The 19999-nt window shown below is 65.6% G+C and carries 17 protein-coding genes; 12 read left to right on the forward strand and 5 right to left on the reverse strand.

The window, feature by feature from the left end:
• The first annotated feature begins 76 nt into the window (after positions 1-76).
• Positions 77-610 (forward strand): PaaI family thioesterase, encoded by a 534-nt coding sequence (locus DCG74_RS21270; protein ID WP_172786344.1) that lies wholly within the window; start codon positions 77-79, stop codon positions 608-610.
• A 64-nt stretch (positions 611-674) separates the two neighbouring features.
• On the forward strand, positions 675-1295 hold the full coding sequence (locus DCG74_RS21275) for a TetR/AcrR family transcriptional regulator (protein ID WP_172786345.1): 621 nt from the start codon (positions 675-677) through the stop codon (positions 1293-1295).
• 135 nt (positions 1296-1430) lie between these two features.
• Here the strand turns inward: DCG74_RS21275 and DCG74_RS21280 are convergent, their stop codons facing one another.
• Positions 1431-2339 (reverse strand): LysR family transcriptional regulator, encoded by a 909-nt coding sequence (locus tag DCG74_RS21280; protein ID WP_172786346.1) that lies wholly within the window; start codon positions 2337-2339, stop codon positions 1431-1433.
• Between the two features lie 102 nt (positions 2340-2441).
• Here DCG74_RS21280 and DCG74_RS21285 point away from each other — a divergent pair, with 102 nt between their 5' ends.
• The 8 genes from DCG74_RS21285 (at position 2442) to DCG74_RS21320 (ending at position 11741) form a co-directional block, all read left to right on the forward strand.
• Positions 2442-3938, forward strand: a complete 1497-nt coding sequence (locus tag DCG74_RS21285) for a CoA-acylating methylmalonate-semialdehyde dehydrogenase (RefSeq protein WP_172786347.1) — start codon at positions 2442-2444, stop codon at positions 3936-3938.
• A 119-nt stretch (positions 3939-4057) separates the two neighbouring features.
• The gene (locus DCG74_RS21290; protein WP_172786348.1) at positions 4058-5203 is read left to right on the forward strand and encodes an isobutyryl-CoA dehydrogenase; all 1146 of its coding nucleotides are present in this window, start codon (positions 4058-4060) and stop codon (positions 5201-5203) included.
• Positions 5200-6264 carry an enoyl-CoA hydratase/isomerase family protein gene (locus tag DCG74_RS21295; RefSeq protein WP_172786349.1) on the forward strand — a complete coding sequence of 355 codons (1065 nt, stop codon included), beginning with the start codon at positions 5200-5202 and terminating at the stop codon, positions 6262-6264. Before DCG74_RS21290 ends, DCG74_RS21295 begins: the two co-directional genes overlap by 4 nt.
• A gap of 25 nt (positions 6265-6289) precedes the next feature.
• Positions 6290-7180 (forward strand): 3-hydroxyisobutyrate dehydrogenase, encoded by an 891-nt coding sequence (gene mmsB, locus DCG74_RS21300; RefSeq protein WP_172786350.1) that lies wholly within the window; start codon positions 6290-6292, stop codon positions 7178-7180.
• Positions 7180-8898, forward strand: a complete 1719-nt coding sequence (locus tag DCG74_RS21305; protein WP_172786351.1) for an AMP-binding protein — start codon at positions 7180-7182, stop codon at positions 8896-8898. Before mmsB ends, DCG74_RS21305 begins: the two co-directional genes overlap by 1 nt.
• Positions 8899-9378, forward strand: a complete 480-nt coding sequence (locus tag DCG74_RS21310) for a MaoC family dehydratase (RefSeq protein ID WP_172786352.1) — start codon at positions 8899-8901, stop codon at positions 9376-9378. It begins immediately after the preceding gene.
• 231 nt (positions 9379-9609) lie between these two features.
• Positions 9610-10527 (forward strand): SDR family NAD(P)-dependent oxidoreductase, encoded by a 918-nt coding sequence (locus DCG74_RS21315; protein ID WP_172786353.1) that lies wholly within the window; start codon positions 9610-9612, stop codon positions 10525-10527.
• Positions 10524-11741 (forward strand): TIGR03862 family flavoprotein, encoded by a 1218-nt coding sequence (locus DCG74_RS21320; RefSeq protein ID WP_172786510.1) that lies wholly within the window; start codon positions 10524-10526, stop codon positions 11739-11741. Before DCG74_RS21315 ends, DCG74_RS21320 begins: the two co-directional genes overlap by 4 nt.
• Positions 11742-11853: 112 nt before the next feature.
• On the opposite strand, the gene DCG74_RS21325 is transcribed toward DCG74_RS21320, so the two are convergent.
• Genes DCG74_RS21325 through DCG74_RS21335 form a run of 3 tightly spaced genes read right to left on the reverse strand, consistent with a single transcriptional unit; the run spans position 11854 to position 15245 of the window.
• Positions 11854-12933: a D-TA family PLP-dependent enzyme gene (locus DCG74_RS21325; RefSeq protein ID WP_172786354.1), complete on the reverse strand. Its 1080-nt coding sequence runs from the start codon at positions 12931-12933 to the stop codon at positions 11854-11856.
• 3 nt (positions 12934-12936) lie between these two features.
• Positions 12937-14751 (reverse strand): ABC-F family ATP-binding cassette domain-containing protein, encoded by a 1815-nt coding sequence (locus tag DCG74_RS21330; RefSeq protein WP_172786355.1) that lies wholly within the window; start codon positions 14749-14751, stop codon positions 12937-12939.
• A gap of 2 nt (positions 14752-14753) precedes the next feature.
• Positions 14754-15245, reverse strand: a complete 492-nt coding sequence (locus tag DCG74_RS21335; RefSeq protein ID WP_172786356.1) for a YaiI/YqxD family protein — start codon at positions 15243-15245, stop codon at positions 14754-14756.
• A gap of 106 nt (positions 15246-15351) precedes the next feature.
• Here DCG74_RS21335 and DCG74_RS21340 point away from each other — a divergent pair, with 106 nt between their 5' ends.
• Entirely contained in the window at positions 15352-16152 is an 801-nt protein-coding gene (locus DCG74_RS21340; protein WP_172786357.1) for a hypothetical protein, read from the forward strand.
• 177 nt (positions 16153-16329) lie between these two features.
• Here the strand turns inward: DCG74_RS21340 and DCG74_RS21345 are convergent, their stop codons facing one another.
• The gene (locus DCG74_RS21345) at positions 16330-18702 is read right to left on the reverse strand and encodes a xanthine dehydrogenase family protein molybdopterin-binding subunit (protein WP_172786358.1); all 2373 of its coding nucleotides are present in this window, start codon (positions 18700-18702) and stop codon (positions 16330-16332) included.
• Positions 18703-18912: 210 nt separating this feature from the next.
• Between DCG74_RS21345 and DCG74_RS21350 the strand changes: the two genes are divergently transcribed.
• Positions 18913-19998, forward strand: a complete 1086-nt coding sequence (locus DCG74_RS21350; RefSeq protein WP_172786359.1) for a Ppx/GppA phosphatase family protein — start codon at positions 18913-18915, stop codon at positions 19996-19998.
• Position 19999 lies beyond the last annotated feature (1 nt).

Here is a 19999-nt window from a genome sequence, read left to right on the forward strand (position 1 = left end):
CAAGCGGGCAGGGCAGCGGAGTTGCCAGCGTGAAGTCCGTGGCATAGTATGATGCAGATCATCTAAAGAGGCTGCCATGACCGGTAATGATCGACTCGACCTGTTTTCGCCCACGCAGCGGCGCGAACGCGTGGTGGACTGGCAGGTGCCTGCGCCGGTCGCCAAGGTGGCCATGGGTCTGTCGGGCATGGAGGCCATGCTGGGCATCCGTGACGGCCGGCTGCCGCCGCCGCCCTTCGCAAAGCTGATCGGGTTCATCATGGCCGTGGTCGAGCCGGGCCGGATCGTCATGGAACTGGAGCCGCGCCAGGATCTCGAAAACACCATCGGTCTTCTGCATGGTGCGACCGCCGCGGCGCTGCTCGATACGGCCATGGGATGTGCCATCTCGACCCGACTCGAGGCCGGACAAAGCTCGGTGACCCTCGATCTGAAGCTGACCTATCTGCGCCCGCTATCGGTTCGCTCGGGGCTGATCTCGGCCGAGGGCAAGATCATCAAGCTCGGGCGCCAGACCAGCTATACCGAAGGCTTCGTCCGGGACGGCAAGGGGGCCCTCGCGGTGCACGCAACTGCAACGTTCTCCATGATCGGACGCAACTTAACATGAATTAATGCACCCATTTCGTCATTTGCGTGTTATGAGATGATCTCCGACATCCAATGAGCTCCGCATGCGCTATTCCCGGGAACACAAGCAGGAAACCCACGACCGCATCGTGAAGAAGGCCTCGGTGCGGCTGCGGGAGAAGGGTGCCCATGGCATCGGCGTCGCCGACCTCATGAAGGAGGCGGGCCTGACCCACGGCGGCTTTTACGCGCATTTCGACTCCCGTGAGGCGCTGGTGATCGAAGCCTTTGCCTACGCCATGGACCGTTCGATGGAACACTGGCGCAAGCTCACCGGCGAGGCCTCGCCGGAGAAGCGGCTGGCGCTGATCGCCGAGGCCTATCTCTCGGCGCTGCACCGCGACAATCCCGGCCACGGCTGTTCGATCCCTTCGCTCGGCGCCGAGATCGCTCGTGAGAGCCCGAAGACCAGAAAGGCCTTCGCCGGCAAGCTCGACGAGATGATCGAGCTGATGACCGACTACATTCCGAACGCGCCGCGCAAGGCAGCCCGCAAGCAGGCGATCGCGACGCTGGCGACGATGGCCGGTACCATGCTGCTGGCGCGCATTGCCGGCTCGAGCGAATTGTCCGACGAGGTGCTGAAGGCGGGTCGGGACCACGCGCTCGAGGGAGCGAAGCGTGAGCCGAAGGGGGCGGCGGCGAAGAAGGCGAAGCAGAACTAGGCGAGGTGCCGTAGGGTGGGTTAGCCATGCGATTGCGCGAAGCGCATTCGCCTGGCGTAACCCACCACTGTGTCTGTCCGCGGAGACAGAAGAGGTGGGTTACGCCTTCGGCTAACCCACCCTACGGCAGCGGTGCTACCGCCCTGCAAACAACGCCCGCTCGCGCTCGACAATCTCCGAAATGTAATCCGCCACGGCCCTGATCCGCGCCAGGTCCTTGCTGTCGGCGTGCATCAGCATCCAGAATGTGCGCGTGATCGAAATCTCCTCCGGCAGCACGGCCACCAGCTGCGGATAATCGCTCGCCATGAAGTGGGGCAGGACGGCGATGCCGAAGCCTGAGAGCGTGGCGTTGAGCTGCGCGATCAGATTGGCGCTGCGAAAGCGCGCCGAGATCCGCGGCGACACCTGCGGCAGATAATCGAGCTCCGGCGTGAACAAGAGTTCCTCGATATAGCCGACGAAGCGGTGCTGCGTCAGGTCCTGCCGCGAGGCGATTTTTGGGAAGCGGTCGAGATAGGCGGGGGCCGCATAGAGTCCAAGGCGGTAGTCGAGCAGCTTGCGCCCGACGATGCGACCTTCCTTCGGCATGGTCAGGCTGATGGCGATATCGGCCTCGCGCTTGGAGAGGCTGAACAGCCGCGCGGTTGCCACAAGTTGCAGATCCAGATCGGGATAGCGGTCCGCGAACGGCGCCAGCCGCGGCGCCAGGAAGGCAGTGCCGAACCCGTCGGGTGCGCCGATCCGCACCGTTCCGGTCAGCCGCGCGACCGAGCCACCGACCTGCTCCTGGTTGGCGACGATGGTGGATTCCATGGCTTCGGCGCTGTCGGCGACGCGTTGGCCGGCCTCGGTGAGAAGGTAGCCGGTCTTGCGCCGGTCAAACAGCTTGGCCGAGAGGTGCTTCTCCAGCCGGTCGACGCGGCGGATCACCGTGGCATGGTCGACCCCCAGCTGTTTTGCCGCAGCCGACACCGAGCCGCCCCGCACGATGGCCAGCACGAAGCGAAAGTCGTCCCAGTCGATGGTACCTTGATCCAGCATTTTCGCACATCTATGGTGCATTATCTCAGACTTGAATCCCAATAAATGCAGGTCGATAGGATTTGTCAAAGCGTTCAAGCTCGACCTCAAGGAGATCATTCCATGCGTTCAGTCGGACATTTCATCGGTGGCAAGGAAGTTAAGGGCACCTCGGGTCGCACTGCCGACGTCTTCGAGCCGATGACCGGCGACGTACAGGCCAAGGTCGCGCTGGCGTCCAAGGCCGAGGTTCGCGCCGCCGTCGAGAACGCGCGCGCCGCGCAGCCGGAATGGGCCGCGACCAACCCGCAGCGCCGCGCCCGCGTCATGTCGAAGTTCGTCGAGCTGGTGCAGCGCGACTACGACAAGCTCGCCGAGCTGCTGGCGCGTGAGCATGGCAAGACCGTGCCGGACGCCAAGGGCGACATTCAGCGCGGCCTCGAAGTCGCGGAATTCGCCTGCGGCATTCCGCATCTGATGAAGGGCGAATACACCGAAGGCGCCGGTCCCGGCATCGACATCTATTCGATGCGCCAGCCGCTCGGCGTCGTTGCCGGCATCACGCCGTTCAACTTCCCGGCGATGATCCCGATGTGGAAGTTCGCCCCCGCGATCGCCTGCGGCAACGCCTTCATCCTGAAGCCGTCGGAGCGCGATCCCGGCGTGCCGATGCTGCTCGCCGAGCTGATGATCGAGGCGGGCCTGCCGGCCGGCATCCTCAATGTCGTCAATGGTGACAAGGAAGCGGTCGACGCCATCCTCGACGATCCCGATATCAAGGCCGTCGGCTTCGTCGGCTCCACGCCGATCGCGCAATACATCTATGAGCGCGCGGCCCAGACCGGCAAGCGCTGCCAGTGCTTCGGCGGCGCCAAGAACCACGCCATCATCATGCCCGACGCCGACATGGACCAGGCCGTCGACGCGCTGATCGGCGCGGGCTACGGCTCGGCCGGCGAGCGCTGCATGGCCGTCTCCGTCGCGGTGCCCGTCGGCAAATCCACCGCCGACCGCCTGATGGAAAAGCTGATCCCGCGCGTCGAGTCCTTGAAGATCGGCACCTCGATCGATCCGTCGGCCGATTACGGCCCACTCGTCACGCGCGAGGCGGTCGAGAAGGTCAAGGGCTACATCGACATCGGCCTCAAGGAAGGTGCGACCCTCGCCGTCGACGGCCGCGGCTTCAAGATGCAGGGCTACGAGAAGGGTTTCTATCTCGGCGGTTCGCTGTTCGACAACGTCACCAAGGACATGCGGATCTACAAGGAAGAGATCTTCGGCCCGGTGCTCTCGGTAGTGCGCGCGCATGACTACAAGGAAGCGCTGGCGCTGCCGTCCGACCACGACTACGGCAACGGCGTTGCCATCTTCACCCGCGACGGCGATGCCGCGCGCGACTTCGCGGCCAAGGTCAATGTCGGCATGGTCGGCATCAACGTGCCGATCCCGGTGCCGATCGCCTATTACACCTTCGGCGGCTGGAAGAAGTCGGGCTTCGGCGATCTCAACCAGCACGGTCCGGATTCGGTCCGCTTCTACACCAAGACCAAGACGGTGACCTCGCGCTGGCCGTCCGGCGTCAAGGAGGGTGCGGAGTTCTCGATCCCGCTGATGAAGTAAGGCTGTAGCCCAGCCCGTCATTGCGAGCGCAGCGAAGCAATCCAGACTTTCTCCTTGGACACACTGGATTGCTTCGTCGCTTCGCTCCTCGCAATGACGAGAAACAGTGAGCAGCCTGCATGCAATTCGCTCTGAACGAGGATCAGATCGTCCTTCGCGACATGGCGCTGGCGTTTGCGGCGGAGAAGATCGCGCCGCATGCGCTACGCTGGGACGAGGAAAAGCATTTCCCCGTCGACGTGATGCGCGAGGCGGCTACGCTCGGCATGGGCGGCATCTACATCCGCGAGGATGTCGGCGGCTCCGCCATGACGCGGTTCGACGCGGCGCTGATCTTCGAGGCGCTGGCGACGGGCTGCCCGACCACCTCGGCCTTCATCTCCATCCACAACATGGCGAGCTGGATGATCGATGCCTTCGGCAGCGACACCCAGCGCCATCAATGGCTGCCAAAGCTCTGCACCATGGAGCTGATCGCGAGCTACTGCCTGACCGAGCCGGGCGCCGGCTCGGACGCGGCAGCGCTGCGCACCCGCGCGGTACGCGACGGCGATCATTACGTCCTCAACGGCCAGAAGCAGTTCATCTCCGGCGCCGGCGGCACCGACGTTCTGGTCGCGATGGTGCGTACCGGCGGCGACGGACCGGGCGGCATCTCGACCCTCGTCATCGACGGCAAGACACCCGGCGTCTCCTTCGGCGCCAATGAGCGCAAGATGGGCTGGAACGCGCAGCCGACTAGGGCGGTGATATTCGAGAACGCCCGCGTGCCGGTTTCCAACCGCCTGAGCGAGGAGGGCACAGGGTTCAAGATCGCGATGGCCGGCCTCGACGGCGGCCGTCTCAACATTACGGCGTGCTCGCTCGGCGGCGCGCAGGCCGCGCTCGATAAGGCACGCGCCTACATGAAGGATCGCAAGGCGTTCGGAAAGCGGCTGGACGAATTCCAGGCGCTGCAATTCCGTCTTGCCGACATGGCGATCGAGCTCGAGGCCGCGCGCACCTTCCTGTGGCGTGCTGCGGCGGCGCTCGACCGCAAGGACGCTGACGCCACCATGCTATGCGCCATGGCGAAACGCTTCGGCACCGATGTCGGCTTTGAGGTCGCCAACCATGCGCTGCAGCTTCACGGCGGCTACGGTTACCTCAGCGAGTACGGCATCGAGAAGATCGTGCGCGACTTACGTGTGCACCAGATCCTCGAAGGCACCAATGAAATCATGCGGCTCATCGTGGCGCGCAAATTGATCGAGGGCGCGCGATGACGGCAGCAGAAGAGGGCGATCTCGTCGCCCGCGTCGAGGGCGCCGCCGGCATCATCAGGCTCAACCGCCCCAAGGCGATCAACGCCGTCACGCTGGAGATGTTTCGCGACATCGACAAGGCGCTCGACCGCTTCGAGGCTGATCCTGCCGTTGCCGTGATCCTGCTTGAAGGCGCCGGCGAGCGCGGCCTCTGCGCCGGCGGCGACATCCGCACGCTCTGGGAAAGCTCGAAGGCTGGTGGCGATCTCGGCAAGATCCTGTGGCGGGAGGAGTATATCCTCAATGCCCGAATCAAGAAGTTTCCAAAACCCTATGTCGCCTTCATGGACGGCATTGTCATGGGCGGCGGCGTCGGGCTTTCCGCGCATGCCAGCCACCGCGTCGTCACCGATCGCACCAAGCTCGCGATGCCCGAAGTCGGCCTCGGCTTCTTCCCCGATGTCGGCGGCACCTATCTGCTGTCGCATGCGCCGGGCGAGATCGGCACCTATTTCGGGCTGACCGGCCAGACCATGAACGGGCCTGACGCGATCCATGCGAAGTTTGCCGATTGGGTCGTGCCGGTGGCGAGATTGCCGGAGCTGCGCGAGGCGCTGACCAAGCTGCGCCTTGGTGCGACCGCTGACGATGTCGGCAAGCTCATCAGCGGCTTTGCGACGGGCGAGACTGCGGGGCCGGTCGCCGCCAGGGAGCCGATCATCGATGCGTTGTTCGGCTTCGACCGCATGGAGGACATTTTCGCTGCGCTGAAGCGCGATGGTTCCGAGTTCGCGCTGGCCACGCTGAAGATGCTGAACGAAAAATCACCGCGTGGCATGGTGGTGACGCTCAAACTGCTGCGGCTTGCGCGCGGATCGAGCCTGGAAGAGTGCCTGGTGCGCGAATACCGCGCCGCACTGGAAGTGTTTCGGAGCGATGATTTTCGCGAAGGCGTGCGCGCCGCCGTGATCGACAAGGACCGCAACCCGACCTGGTCGCCGCCAGCAATCGAGGATGTGACGCCGGAGATGCTGGCGCCCTATCTCGCCGAGATCGGCGCGGACGAATTGAAGTTCAATTAACAACGCGACAGCGGAGGAAACGACAATGGCCACGATCGCATTCATCGGTCTCGGCAACATGGGCGGCCCGATGGCGGCCAACCTCGTCAAGGCCGGCCACAAGGTGGTGGCGTTCGATCTCGTCGAAGCCTCGCGCAATCAGGCCAAGGCCGATGGCGCCAGCATTGCCGACAGCGCGCCCGCTGCGGTGAAGGGCGCCGATGTCGTGGTCACCATGCTTCCCGCGGGCAAGCACGTGCTCGTCGTCTGGAACGAGGTCGTGCCTGTCATGACCAAGGGGACGCTGATCATCGACAGCTCCACCATCGACGTCGAAAGCGCGCGGGCCGCGCATGCGCTCGCCGCCAAGCACGGCGTGCTCTCGGTCGATGCGCCGGTCTCCGGCGGCACCGGCGGCGCCAAGGGCGCAACGCTCACCTTCATGTGCGGCGGCGAGGAGAAGGCATTTGCCGCGGCAAAGCCCGTGCTCGAGAACATGGGCAAGAAGATCGTGCATTGCGGCGGGGCCGGTGCGGGCCAGGCCGCGAAAATCTGCAACAACATGATCCTCGGCATTTCCATGATCGCGGTGAGCGAAGCCCTTGCGCTCGGTGAGAAGCTCGGGCTCTCGCATCAGGCGCTGTTCGACGTCGCCTCGACCTCGTCCGGCCAGTGCTGGTCGCTGACGACCTATTGCCCGGTGCCCGGCCCGGTGCCGACCTCGCCGGCCAACAACGATTACAAGCCGGGCTTTGCCTCGGCGCTGATGGTGAAGGACCTCACCCTGGCGCAGGATGCGGCGAAAGCTGCGGGCGCGGCGACGCCGCTCGGCAAGCATGCGCAGGAGATCTATCAGTCTTTCGACGCAGCCGGCCAGGGCGGGGTGGATTTTTCCGGAATTATCAAGCACGTTAGGAGTTTGGCCGGGAAAGCTTGATGACCACATTCCAGGAAGCACGCGCGTTCCTTCTGCAACACCGCACGGATTACGAGGCGGCGGTCAAGGGTTTCCGCTGGCCCGATCCGGTCCCTTTCAACTGGGCGCTCGACTGGTTCGACGCTGAGCTGGCGGCAAAGGCGGAATCCAAGGATCGGCCGGCGCTCTGGATCGTCGACGCCGCGCAGGACAAGCAGACAAAGCTGTCTTTCGCGGCGCTGTCGCGTCGCTCCAACCAGGTCGCGAACTTCCTTCGCGCGCAGGGTTTGAAGCGCGGCGATCATCTCCTGCTGCTGCTCGGCAATGTGGTACCGCTGTGGGAGACGATGCTCGCCGCGATGAAGCTCGGCGTGGTCGTCATTCCCGCCACGACGCTGCTGACCGCCGACGAGATGCGCGACCGGCTCGATCGCGGCAAGGCGAGGGCGGTGATCGCGGCGCAGGACCAGGTCGCAAAGTTCGCGAGCTTGGGCGCGGAGAATGTCGTCCGCATCGTCGTCGGCGCGGACTCCGACGGTTGGCTTGCATTTGACGAGGCGGCCAAGGCTTCCGAAAGTTTTGCGCCTGATGGTCCGACCCATGCCGACGACCCGATGCTGCTCTATTTCACCTCGGGTACGACAGCAAAACCAAAGCTCGTCCGGCACAGCCAGCGCAGCTATCCCGTCGGCCATCTCTCGACGATGTACTGGATCGGGCTGAAGCCCGGCGACGTCCATCTCAACATCTCTTCGCCCGGCTGGGCCAAGCATGCCTGGAGCTGCTTCTTCGCGCCGTGGAATGCCGGTGCGACCGTGTTCGTGGTCAACCAGCCGCGCTTCGACGCCAAAGCGCTGCTCGCCACCATCGGCCGCTGCGGCGTCACCACGCTGTGCGCGCCGCCGACGGTGTGGCGGCTGTTCATCCAGGAGAACCTGGCCTCGTTCAGGGTGGCGCTTCGCGAGGTCTGCGGCGCCGGCGAGCCGCTCAACCCTGAAGTGATCGACCAGGTGCAGGCCGCCTGGGGCCTCACCATCCGCGACGGCTACGGCCAGACCGAGACCACCGCGCTCGCCGGCAACTCGCCGGGGCAGCCCATCAAGATCGGCTCGATGGGCCGTCCGCTGCCGGGCTATCGCGTGCAGATCAGCGATGCCGACGGCAATCCCGCAAAGGAGGGCGAGGTGACGTTGGTGCTGGACGCCGACCGCCCCGCGGGCCTGATGCAGGGCTATCAGGGCGACGACGGCAGATTGTCCGGCGCCGAAGGCGCGCTCTATCGCAGCGGCGACGTCGTGTTTGCGGATGAGGACGGCTATCTCACCTTCGTCGGGCGCTCCGACGACGTGTTCAAATCCTCGGACTACCGCATCAGCCCGTTCGAGCTCGAGAGCGTCCTGCTCGAGCACGAACTCGTCGCGGAAGCTGCGGTGGTGCCGAGCCCGGACCCGATCCGGCTTGCGATCCCCAAGGCCTTCGTGCTGCTGACCGCGGGCGCGGAGCGGACGCCGGAAACCGCGCTCTCCATCTTCAAGCACCTGCACGCGCGTCTGGCGCCGTTCAAGCGCATCCGCCGCCTCGAAATCGTCACCGAACTCCCGAAGACGATCTCTGGAAAGATCCGCCGCGTCCAGCTACGACGGCTCGAACGCGACGATGATCGGAGCGATCCCTTGCGCGGCCGGGAATTCCGTGAGGAGGATTTTCCGGAGCTGGCGAAGACACGGAGTGAGACCTAAGTGAACGAAGTCTGGAAGAAGCCGCCTGTAACGCTCGAAGCCTATCAGGCCATGGTCGGCAAGGAGATCGGCGTGTCGTCATGGCATCTGATCGATCAGCCCCGCATCGACACCTATGCCGACGTGATCGAGGATCGCCAGTTCATCCACGTCGATCCGGAACGCGCGAAGAAGGAGACCGCCTTCGGCACCACCATCGCGCACGGCTTTCTCACGATGTCGCTGCTGTCGATCATGTCATACGAGGTGATGCCTGTCATCGCCGGCACCACGATGGGCGTGAATTACGGCTTCGACAAGCTGCGCTTCATCTCGCCGGTGCGGTCAGGCAAGCGCGTGCGCGGCCGCTTCGTGCTGGCGGAAGCCAAGCTCCGCAAGCCGAACGAATTGCAGTCCCGCACCAACGTCACGGTGGAGATCGAGGGCGAGGACAAGCCGGCACTGGTCGCCGAGTGGCTCGGCCTGATCTATTTCGAATAGGCCCGTGCCGCCGTTGCCGGCCTTGACCCGGCAACCCATCGCTGCTCAAAAGCTGCATAATTCACGCTCGGTGCACCCTCTCCCCCTGCGGGAGAGGGTGGCTTCGCGGAACGCGAAGCCGGGTGAGGGGTATCTCTCCACGAACTCGGCTGCCGAGAGATACCCCTCATCCGGCGCGCGTTGCGCGCCACCTTCTCCCGCAAGGGGAGAAGGAAGAAAGGAAACGCACTCATGGCAATCAGGTTCGACGGACGCGTCGCCATCGTCACCGGCGCGGGCAATGGTCTCGGACGCGCGCATGCGCTGGGGCTGGCGAGCCGCGGCGCCAAGGTCGTGGTCAACGATTTCGGCGGCGCGCGCGACGGCACCGGCGGCTCGCTGTCGCCGGCCGAAGCCGTGGTCGAGGAGATCCGCAAAGCGGGCGGCACCGCGATGGCCGACGGCGCTGATGTCTCGAACTTCGAGCAGGTCACCGCCATGGTCGAGCGCGCCACAAAGGAGTGGGGCAGCGTCGATCTGATGTGTGCCAATGCCGGCATCCTGCGCGACAAGTCGTTCGGCAAGATGGAAGCCGCCGATTTCCAGAAGGTACTCGACGTGCATCTCGTCGGCACCTTCTATTGCTGCAAGGCGGCCTGGGCCGGCATGCGCGACCGCAATTACGGCCGCATCGTGCTGACGACGTCGTCCTCCGGCCTCTACGGCAATTTCGGCCAGGCCAATTACGGCGCGGCGAAATCGGGCATGGTCGGCCTGATGAACGTGCTGGCCGAGGAAGGCCGCAAGAACGACATCCGCGTCAACATCATCTCGCCGACGGCGGCGACGCGCATGACCGAAGAGCTGCTGCCGCCGCAGGCGTTGCAGCTGATGAAGCCGAACGCGATCACGCCCGCGGTCGAGTACATGCTGAGCGAGGACGCCCCGACCCGCACCATCATGGGCGCCGGTGCCGGCTCGTTTGCGGTGATCAAGATTTTGGAGAGCGAAGGCATCAACCTGCCGGAGAGCGAGTGGACGCCGGATGCGATCGCCGCGCATTTCGCCGAGATCAGCGACATGTCGAAGGCCAGGGCCCTGCAGGGCGCGTTCGAGCAGACGCAGAAATACGTCGCGCAGGCCACGGCGCGGGCGGGGATCAAGCTCTGAGAGCCGTCGCCGTCATCGGGGCCGGTCCCGCCGGGCTGATGGCGGCGGAAGTGCTGGCGTTGGCCGGCGCGCGCGTCACGATCTACGACGCGATGCCGTCTGCGGGGCGCAAGTTCCTGATGGCGGGCCGCGGTGGGCTCAATCTCACCCACAGCGAACCGCTGCCGCAGTTCACGGCGCGCTACCGCGAGGCCGCACCGAAGCTGCAAGCGGCGATCGACGCGTTTTCACCCGATGCGCTCCGGGCCTGGTGCGAAGCGCTGGGCGAGCCGACCTTCGTCGGCAGTAGCGGACGCGTGTTTCCAAAGGCCTTCAAGGCTTCGCCCTTGCTGCGCGCCTGGCTGCGGCGGCTCGATGCCGGCGGTGTCGGCTTTGCTTTTCGCCATCGCTGGATCGGCTGGGACGGCGAGGGACGGCTGATCTTTCAGACGCCGAAAGGTATCTCCGCCATCGAAGCGAACGCCACGCTGCTCGCCCTTGGCGGCGCAAGCTGGCCGCGGCTCGGATCGGATGGAAGCTGGGTCGAGATCCTCACCGCAAGAGGCGTTGCCGTCTCGAAGCTGCGGCCCGCCAATTCCGGCTTCACGGTCGCCTGGTCCAAAGTGTTCCGCGACCGTTTCGAGGGCCAGCCGCTCAAGGGCGTGGCGCTGACGATCGGCGCACACACGGTGCGCGGAGAAGCCATGATCACCCGCAGCGGAATCGAAGGCGGCGCGATCTATGCGCTCTCGTCAGAGCTGCGCGAGGCGGTGCTGAGTCTCGGGCAGGCGACGCTGATGATCGCGTTGCGGCCCGACCTCGACGCCGCGGCGCTGACCACGCGGCTGTCGGGCGTGCGCGGCAAGCAATCGCTGGCGAACTTCCTGCGCAAGGCCGCGCAATTGTCGCCGGCCGGCATCGGCCTGATGCAGGAAGCGGCCATCGCCTCTGGCCGGCCGCTGGCCGCGTTCTCGCCGGCCGAGCTGGCGCAGCTGGTCAACGCCATTGCGCTTCAGCTCACCGGCGTGGCTCCGATCGATCGGGCGATCTCGACGGCGGGCGGGATCACCCTCGACGAGCTCGACGCACACTTCATGCTGCGTAAGCTGCCCGGAGTGTTCGCCGCCGGCGAGATGCTCGATTGGGAAGCACCGACCGGCGGGTATCTGCTGCAGGCTTCGTTTGCGACGGGGGCCGCGGCGGGCAGGGGTGTGCTGGAGTGGCTCAGTCGCTAACCACCGTCATTGCGAGCGCAGGGAAGCAATCCAGAATCCCTCCTCGGACGTAGTCTGGATTGCTTCGTCGCAAGAGCTCCTCGCAATGACGGCCGTGGGAACGGCGCGAACCCTACCGCAGCTTCCCCCGCGCCGCGACCGGCAGCGTGCCGATGATCTCCTCGCCGCGGACCATTACGACCTCGTCCATCATGTTGACGACGACGCAGACGTGGTTCGGCACGATGCGGACGACGTCGCCGACATTCGGCCTTGTGTTGCTGCGGGAGAGATCGAGGAAGCCGTGCTCCTCGGCGAACTTGGCGATCTTCGCCTCGGGATGCTCCAGGATCAGGCCGTGACCGTCGAGCCCGCCGGTATCCGTGGTCAGCGTCTTCGAGCCGGCGTCCAAAATACCGCGCTCGGGCGCGGCGCGGCTCACCACTGTCGAATAGATGTGCAGCGCGCAATCGTCCCAGGTCGCCGAACCCGCGGCGACCTGCATGCGATCGTTGTAGATGTAGGTGCCGAAGCGGTGCTCGGTGCCGCCCTTGAGCTTGCCGATGTTGACGAGGTTCGGGGTGCCGCCGGTCGAGACGATCTTGGCGTCCAGCCCGTGCGCGCGCACGCCGGCCAGCGCCTCGTCGTAGAATTTCTGCGCCTCAGCCCAGCCGGTCTCGGTCGGGTACAGCATGAAGCCGGCGAACTCGAGGCCCTTGGAGTCCGCGATCTCTCGTGCCAGGGCGATCGCTTCAGCTGGCGTCTCGACACCCGCACGCTTGCGGCCCGTGTCGCACTCGACCACGACCGAGAGCGGACGGCCGGACACCGCGGCGGCCTTGGGCAGGCCCGCGACGACGGTCGAGTTGTCGGCGGCGACCGTCATGTTCGCCTTCGCCTGCAGCGCGCCGAGCCGCGCCATCTTCTCCTCGCCCAGCAGATTGTAGCTGATCAGGATGTCGTCAATGCCGGCATTGGCCATGATCTCGGCTTCGCCCAGCTTCTGGCAGGTAATGCCCTTGGCGCCGGCGGCGACCTGCATTTTGGCAATCGTCGGGTTCTTGTGCGTCTTGATGTGCGGACGATTGGCGATGCCGGCATCGTCGCAGGCCTTCTGGATCCGCGTGATGTTGCGCTCGACCCTGTCCATGTCGATGACGGCGCAGGGCGTGCCATATTCGCGGGCGATTTTTGCGGCGAGAGTTGTTGTCATAAGTTATGCCTGTTCAATCTCTTCACGGAGCATTTCGAGTTCGAGCCAGCGCTCTTCGGCGGCGGACAGTTCTTCATGGGCCTTGGCGATGGCGGCCGAGGTGTCGTCGAATTTTTTGCGATCCTTCGCATAGAGATTAGGATCGTCCAGCACGCGCTGCAATTTTGCAATATCGGCGTGCAACGTTTCCATCTTCTTCGGCAGCGTTTCCAGCGCGTGCTTCTCGTTGAAGCTCAGCTTCCGCTTGGGCGCCGACGCGGCCGGAGCAGCGGCGCGCTCCTCTTTCTTCTCCACTGGCGCTTGCGCCTTCGCCGTCTCGCGCTTGAGGTCTGCGCCGCGCTGCGCCAGCATGTCGCTGTAGCCGCCGGCATATTCGATCCATTTGCCGTTGCCCTCGGGCGCGATCACGGACGTGACGACGCGGTCGAGGAAATCGCGGTCGTGGCTGATCAGGATCACCGTGCCCTCGTAGTCGCCGAGCATCTCCTCGAGCACATCGAGCGTTTCGAGATCGAGATCGTTGGTCGGCTCGTCCAGCACCAGCAGGTTCGACGGTTTTGCGAGCGCCCGCGCCAGCATCAGGCGGCCGCGCTCGCCGCCGGAGAGTACCTCCACCGGAGTGCCCCGCTGCTCCTGGGCGAACAGGAAGTCTTTCATGTAGCCGACGACGTGCTTCGGCTTGCCGCCGACCATGATCTGATCGCCGCGGCCGCCGGTGAGGGCTTCTGCCAGCGTCGATTTGGGATCGAGGCTTTCGCGGTGCTGATCGAGCGTGGCCGTCTCCAGATTGGCACCCAGCCGTACGATGCCGGAATCGGGTTGCCCGCCGCCGGTGAGCAGATTGACCAGGGTGGTCTTGCCGGCGCCGTTCGGGCCGATGATGCCGAGCCGGTCGCCCCGCTGGATGCGCGTGGAAAAATTCTCGACGATCTTGCGCTCGCCATAGGCTTTGGTGATGCCCTTCGCCTCGATCACCAGCTTGCCGGACTGCTCGGCCTCGGCCGCGGCGAGACTGGCGGTGCCGGCCGTGCCGCGATAATTGCGGCGCTGGTCGCGCAGGGCGTGCAGATTGGCGAGCCGCTTGACGTTGCGCTTGCGGCGGCCGGAGACACCGTGGCGCAGCCAGTGCTCCTCGTCGACGATCTTGCGATCGAGCTTGTGCTGATCGCGCTCTTCCTCGGCAAGCACCTCGTCGCGCCAGCTCTCGAACGAGGCAAAGCCGCGGTCGATCTGCTTGATCCTGCCGCGGTCGAGCCAGGCGGTGGAGCGCGACAGATTGGTGAGGAAGCGGCGGTCATGGCTGATGATGACGAGCGCACTGCGGCGGTTGTCGAGCTCCTGTTCCAGCCATTCGATGGTGGCGAGATCGAGATGGTTGGTCGGCTCGTCCAGCAGCAGAATGTCGGGCGAGGGCGCCAGCACAAAGGCCAATGCCGCGCGGCGCGCCTCGCCGCCCGAGAGATTGTGCGGGTTCTCCTCGCCGGTGAGGCCGAGCTGCTCCAGGAGATAACGCGCCTGGTGCTGGTCGTCGCCGGGCGCGAGCCCGGATTCGACATAGGCGAGCGTGGTCTTGTGCGCGCCGAAGTCAGGCTCCTGCGGCAGGTAGCGCACCGTTGCGCCCGGCTGCACGAAGCGCGTGCCGGCGTCGGGCTCGACCAGGCCGGCCGCGATCTTCAGCAGCGTCGACTTGCCGGAGCCGTTGCGGCCGATCAGGCAGACCCGTTCGGATGGCGCGACATTGAGCTCGACCCCTGACAGCAGCGGCGTGCCGCCGAAGGTCAGCCGGATGTCTCTGAGTTGGATCAGCGGCGGCGCCATCGTCAGCCCTGACTCGTTGCGGCCGCATCAGTGCGACGCCGCGCGATCCGCCGCAGCGTCTGGTCGAGCGCGGACAGGAAGGCCGAGCGGTCGCGCGGCGCGAACGAGCGCGGGCCGCCGGTGACTTCGCCGGCCGAGCGCAGATCCGTCATCAGATTGCGCACCGCCAGCGTCATCCCGATCGACTCTTCGGTGAACGGCTTTCCGTTCGGTGCGATTACGTCGGCGCCCGCCTTCACACAGCGGCTCGCCAGCGGGATGTCCGAGGTCACGACCACATCGCCAGGCCTGGCGCGCTCGGCGATCCAGTCGTCGGCCGCATCCATGCCGCTACCTGCGGCAATGCGCTCGATCAGGGGATCCTGCGGCACGCGGATGAAATTGCCCGCGACCACGCTGACGGGCACGCCGTGCCGGATCGCAACGCGGTAGATCTCGTCCTTCACAGGGCAGGCGTCGGCGTCGACATAGATGCGGGTGGGGGTGTCGGTCATTCCGCGCGTGGTACCCCATTCGGGCCGCAAAGGCGAGGGGATTGACCCTGGTTCCTCAGGCCCTACCATCGCTCCTGAAACAATAAGAATATGGGAAAGCCAAGCCATGCCGAACCGGCTCGAAACCTACCGCGTCGAGGCCTACAACACCGCCAAGCAATCCGAAAACAAGATGCACGACGACAATGTCGCGCGCCGCTTCGGCTTTGAAGGCGGGCTGGTCCCGGGCGTCGACGTCTTCGCTTACATGATGCACGTGCCGATCGCGCGCTGGGGCCGCGATTTCCTTTCCCGTGGGCTGGTCGAGGCGCGCTTCATCAAGCCGGTCTATGACGGCAAGACTGCCGACGTCGACGCGACCGAGCACAACGGCCTGCTGACCATCGAGGTGTTCAGCCGCACCGAGCTCTGCGCGACCGGAACGGCGTCGCTGCCGGCGGAGGCGCCAGTGGTAGCATTGAGCGACTATGTCGAAGTCCCCGCTGTCGCCGAGCGCAAGCCGGTCAGTCCTGCGACGTTCGAGCTGGGCAAGTGGCTGGGCACGACGCCGCGCCGCTGGGCCGGGCAGGACGCGGCCGACTATCTCACGGATGTCAGGGAGAAGGATCCGATCTTCGCGCGCGAGAGCCTCGGCCATCCCGGCCTGATCCAGCGGGTCATGAACCGCGTCCTCGTCGACAACACCATTCTGGGCCCCTGGATCCACGTCGGCAGCCGCATGCAGCTGCTGTCCGCCGCGCGCGCCGGTGACGAGATCACGGCGCGGGGCAAGGTCACCGCGAACTACGAGAAGAAGGGCCACCGCTTCGTCGAGCTCGACGCGCTCGTCGTCGCCAACGGCACGATGCCGCTCGCCCACTGCCTGCACACCGCAATCTACCAGCCGCGCGAGCAGGCGGCGGCGTAGCGGAGGCAAGCCTGTCACCACAAACGCGGTGTCATGCCCCGGCTTGACCGGGGCATCCAGTACGCCGCGGCCCATCCGTGAATCACGATTGCCTCGGAGTACTGGATCGCCCGATCAAGTCGGGCGATGACAGCTGTGCGTGTGGACGCGGCGAATGACCTTCTGCGATAGAGCCCCTTACGCCGCCTTGGCCTTCGCCTCCTGGATCGCGCGCCACACCCGCTCCGGGGTCAGCGGCATGTCGATGTGCTTGATGCCGTAATCCGACAGCGCATCGAGCACCGCGTTCACCACCGTCGAGAGACTGCCGGCGCAGCCTGCTTCGCCGCAGCCCTTGCTGCCGAGCGGATTGGTGGTGGCGGGCACCGGATGATCGCCGACCGTCATGTTGGGGACGTCCTCGGCACGCGGCAGGGCGTAGTCCATCAGCGAGCCCGTGATCGGCTGGCCGCTCTCGTCGTAGCGGATGTGCTCCATCAGCGCCTGGCCGATGCCCTGGACCACGCCGCCATGGAGCTGGCCCGCGACCAGCATCGGGTTGATCACCGTGCCGAAATCGTTGACCGCGCTGTAGCGCACGATCTGCACCACGCCGGTGTCCGGGTCGATCTCGACCTCGGCGACGTGGCAGCCGTTCGGGAACGCCGAGGCGACCGGTTCGCTGGTGTGATCGACGTCGAGCGTATCAGGCACGCCCTCCGGCACCTTGCCGTCATGCAGCTTCTTCGCGAGCTCCATGATGTCGATGCTGCGATCGGTGCCGGCGATCGTAAAGCTGCCGTCAGCAAACTCGATATCGGCCTCGGACGCTTCCAGCATATGCGCGGCGGCGCGCTTGCCCTTCTCGATGACGAGCTTTGCGGCCCCCACGATGGCTTGGCCGGTCGCAGTGATCGAGCGCGAGCCGCCGGTGCCGTTGCCGGTGTGGACGATATCGCTGTCGCCCTGCACGAGCTTCACGCTCTCGAAGGGGACGCCGAGCTGCTCGGACAGCACCTGCGCGAACGGCGTGGCATGGCCCTGGCCGTAATCGAGCGTGCCGGTGATGAGCTGCACGGTGCCGTCAGCATCGAACACGATCTTGCCGAGCTCGGGGCTCGGCGGCGCCGTGACCTCGAGATAGGAGCCGACCGCGATGCCGCGGAGCTTGCCGGCCTTCTTGCTCTCCTTCTTGCGCTTGGCGAAGTTCTCGTGGTCCGAGATTTCGAGCGCCTTGTTGAAAACGGCCTGGAAGTCGCCGCTGTCATAGGTGACGCCGGAGGAGGCCGCGAACGGGATCTGGTTCGGCTTGATGAAGTTGCGCTTGCGCAAGGTCAGCCGGTTGATGCCCATCTCGTCGGCGGCGCGGTCGATCAGGCGCTCCATGTAATAGTTCGCCTCGGGCCGGCCGGCACCGCGATAGGCGCCCATCAGCGTGGTGTTGGTGAGCACCGTCTTGATGTCGACCGCCATCAGCGGCGTGCGATAGACGCTGGAGAAGTTCTTGCCGGTGTTGAGCGAAAGCGGGCCCGGCGCGACGCCGGTGATGTAGGCGCCGAGATTGCCGTAGCCGGACAGCTTTGCCGCGAGGAAGTGGCCCTCTGCATCGAGCGCGAGCTCGGCATGGATCTTCTGCGCGCGGCCATGGCTGTCGGAGAGGAAGCTGGTGGAGCGCTCGTCCAGCCACTTCACCGGCCGTTCCAGCGCCTTCGCCGCATACAGGATGCACATATATTCGGGATAGTTGATGTTCTTCATGCCGAAGGAGCCGCCGACATTGGCGGTGAGAATGCGCACCTTCTCGTTCGGCACCTTCAGGTTCTTGGCGAGGTTGGCGCGGTTGCCGGCAACGCCCTGGGTCGGCACCTGAAGCGTGTAACGCTCGGTCTTCTTGTCGTAGGAGGCAAGCCCCACGCGCGGCTCCATCGAGACCACGGCGACGCGGGTGTTCTCGATGTCGAGCCTGGTCACATGAGCGGCGCTGGCGAAGGCCGCGTTGACCTTGTCCATGTCGCCATAGTGGTAGTCGAGCGCGACGTTGTTCGGGATGTGGTCATAGAGCTGCGGCGCGCCGGGCTTGGCGGCTTCTTCGGGATCGGTCACCGCCGGCAGCGGCTCGATGTCGAGCTCGACCGCTTCGGCCGCGTCGCGCGCCTGCGCCAGCGTCTCCGCCACCACGAAGGCGACGGGATCGCCGACGAAGCGGACCTTGTCGGTCGCCAGCGGCTGGCGGTTGGTCTGGAGCAGGGGCGAGCCGTCACGGCTCTTCAGCGGCAGGCCGCAGGTGAAGGGGCCGTAACCGGCGGCATCGAGATCTTTCCCGGTCCACACCCCGAGCACGCCCGGCATCGCCTTGGCGGCATCGAGGCCAATGCCGCGGATGATGCCATGGGCATGGGTCGAGCGGACGACCACGGCATAGGCCTGGCCGGGCAGGTTGAAATCGTCGGTGTAGCGGCCCTTGCCGCGCACCAGGGTGTCGTCCTCCTTGCGGCGGACCGGTTGCCCGACACCATATTTTTGCAGTGCAATAGCGTTCTCGAGCGTGGACGATTTGGTGTGTTCTTGCATGGAATTGACCTGAAAAGCCGGCATTTGCGCATTTTCGCGGCAGCGGAGCACCGGACTCCCTTGAGATAACCCACCACCCCCGTTCACGACAACGCACGATTGGGCATGGTCCCATGTGATGCGTTGTTGCGCAGGCCTGCCGCGCTGCTAATGTTTCAGGCGAATAATCAATTCCAGACCGGCCCGACCGGCCGCGGAAAGACACTTTGTATGAATGACCACACGCGGCTCCGCGACGGCCATGTTAGCCAACATGGGCCGCACGGTGAGCTGAATGGGTCGATGGCGGCGGTGGCGTTGGCCACCGATCCGGCCGTCGGCGCGCAAGCGCCGGGAACCGGCGTCTATGCGGCGCTGGACCTCGGCACCAACAATTGCAGGCTGCTGATCGCCTGTCCGACCCAGGACGGCTTTCGCGTGGTCGATTCCTTCTCGCGCATCATCCGGCTCGGGGAGGGCGTCTCGGCGACAGGTTGCATCAGCGACGCCGCGATCGAGCGTGCCATCGCCGCGCTCAGCATCTGCCGGGACAAGATCAACTTACGGAAGGCGCGGCGGCTGCGGCTGATCGCGACCGAAGCCTGCCGCGCGGCTTCGAACGCGGAAGGTTTTCGCAGCCGCGTTGCGGCCGAGACGGGCATCGAGCTCGAGGTGATCGACCGCGAGACCGAGGCCACGCTCGCCGTGCTCGGCTGCTCGCCGCTGGTCGACCCGAGGGGGCGCGGCGCGATCCTGTTCGACATCGGCGGCGGCTCGACCGAGCTGGTGCGGATCGAGCGCGACCCGGAAAACCCGGAGCCGCGCATAAAAGCCTGGATGTCGATCCCCTATGGCGTGGTCACGCTCGCCGAGCAGTTCGGCGGACGCGACGTCACGCCGGAGATCTACGCCGCGATGGAGCAGGAGGTCGCAAGCCACGTCGCGCCGTTTGCGGAAGAGCACGGCCGCGATCTCGCCGACATGCATCTGCTCGGCACGTCGGGCACGGTGACGACGCTGGCCGGGATCCATCTCAATCTGGCGCGCTATGACCGACGCCGCATCGACAGCATCTGGATGAACGATGCCGACATCACCGCGACCATCAACAAGCTGCTCGGCATGAGCTACGAGGAGCGCGCGAACAACAGCTGCATCAGCGTCGAGCGTGCCGATCTCGTGCTCGCCGGCTGCGCCATTCTCGATGCTATCCGCCGCGCCTTTCCGCTGCCGCGCCTGCGCGTCGCCGACCGGGGCTTACGCGAAGGCATGCTGGTCGAGATGATGCGCGAGGACGGCGCGCTCAGGAGCTGGTGAG

This window comes from Bradyrhizobium sp. WBAH42 (genome assembly GCF_024585265.1).
GTDB lineage: Bacteria > Pseudomonadota > Alphaproteobacteria > Rhizobiales > Xanthobacteraceae > Bradyrhizobium.

Coding starts and splice junctions, on each gene's coding strand:
- DCG74_RS21305 (WP_172786351.1), top strand. CDS start 7,180: ATGACCACATTCCAGGAAGCACGCGCGTTCCTTCTGCAACACCGCACG.
- DCG74_RS21345 (WP_172786358.1), bottom strand. CDS start 18,702: ATGCAAGAACACACCAAATCGTCCACGCTCGAGAACGCTATTGCACTG.
- DCG74_RS21340 (WP_172786357.1), top strand. CDS start 15,352: ATGCCGAACCGGCTCGAAACCTACCGCGTCGAGGCCTACAACACCGCC.
- DCG74_RS21330 (WP_172786355.1), bottom strand. CDS start 14,751: ATGGCGCCGCCGCTGATCCAACTCAGAGACATCCGGCTGACCTTCGGC.
- DCG74_RS21350 (WP_172786359.1), top strand. CDS start 18,913: ATGAATGACCACACGCGGCTCCGCGACGGCCATGTTAGCCAACATGGG.
- DCG74_RS21315 (WP_172786353.1), top strand. CDS start 9,610: ATGGCAATCAGGTTCGACGGACGCGTCGCCATCGTCACCGGCGCGGGC.
- DCG74_RS21280 (WP_172786346.1), bottom strand. CDS start 2,339: ATGCTGGATCAAGGTACCATCGACTGGGACGACTTTCGCTTCGTGCTG.
- DCG74_RS21275 (WP_172786345.1), top strand. CDS start 675: ATGCGCTATTCCCGGGAACACAAGCAGGAAACCCACGACCGCATCGTG.
- DCG74_RS21290 (WP_172786348.1), top strand. CDS start 4,058: ATGCAATTCGCTCTGAACGAGGATCAGATCGTCCTTCGCGACATGGCG.
- DCG74_RS21335 (WP_172786356.1), bottom strand. CDS start 15,245: ATGACCGACACCCCCACCCGCATCTATGTCGACGCCGACGCCTGCCCT.
- DCG74_RS21325 (WP_172786354.1), bottom strand. CDS start 12,933: ATGACAACAACTCTCGCCGCAAAAATCGCCCGCGAATATGGCACGCCC.
- DCG74_RS21270 (WP_172786344.1), top strand. CDS start 77: ATGACCGGTAATGATCGACTCGACCTGTTTTCGCCCACGCAGCGGCGC.
- mmsB (WP_172786350.1), top strand. CDS start 6,290: ATGGCCACGATCGCATTCATCGGTCTCGGCAACATGGGCGGCCCGATG.
- DCG74_RS21285 (WP_172786347.1), top strand. CDS start 2,442: ATGCGTTCAGTCGGACATTTCATCGGTGGCAAGGAAGTTAAGGGCACC.
- DCG74_RS21295 (WP_172786349.1), top strand. CDS start 5,200: ATGACGGCAGCAGAAGAGGGCGATCTCGTCGCCCGCGTCGAGGGCGCC.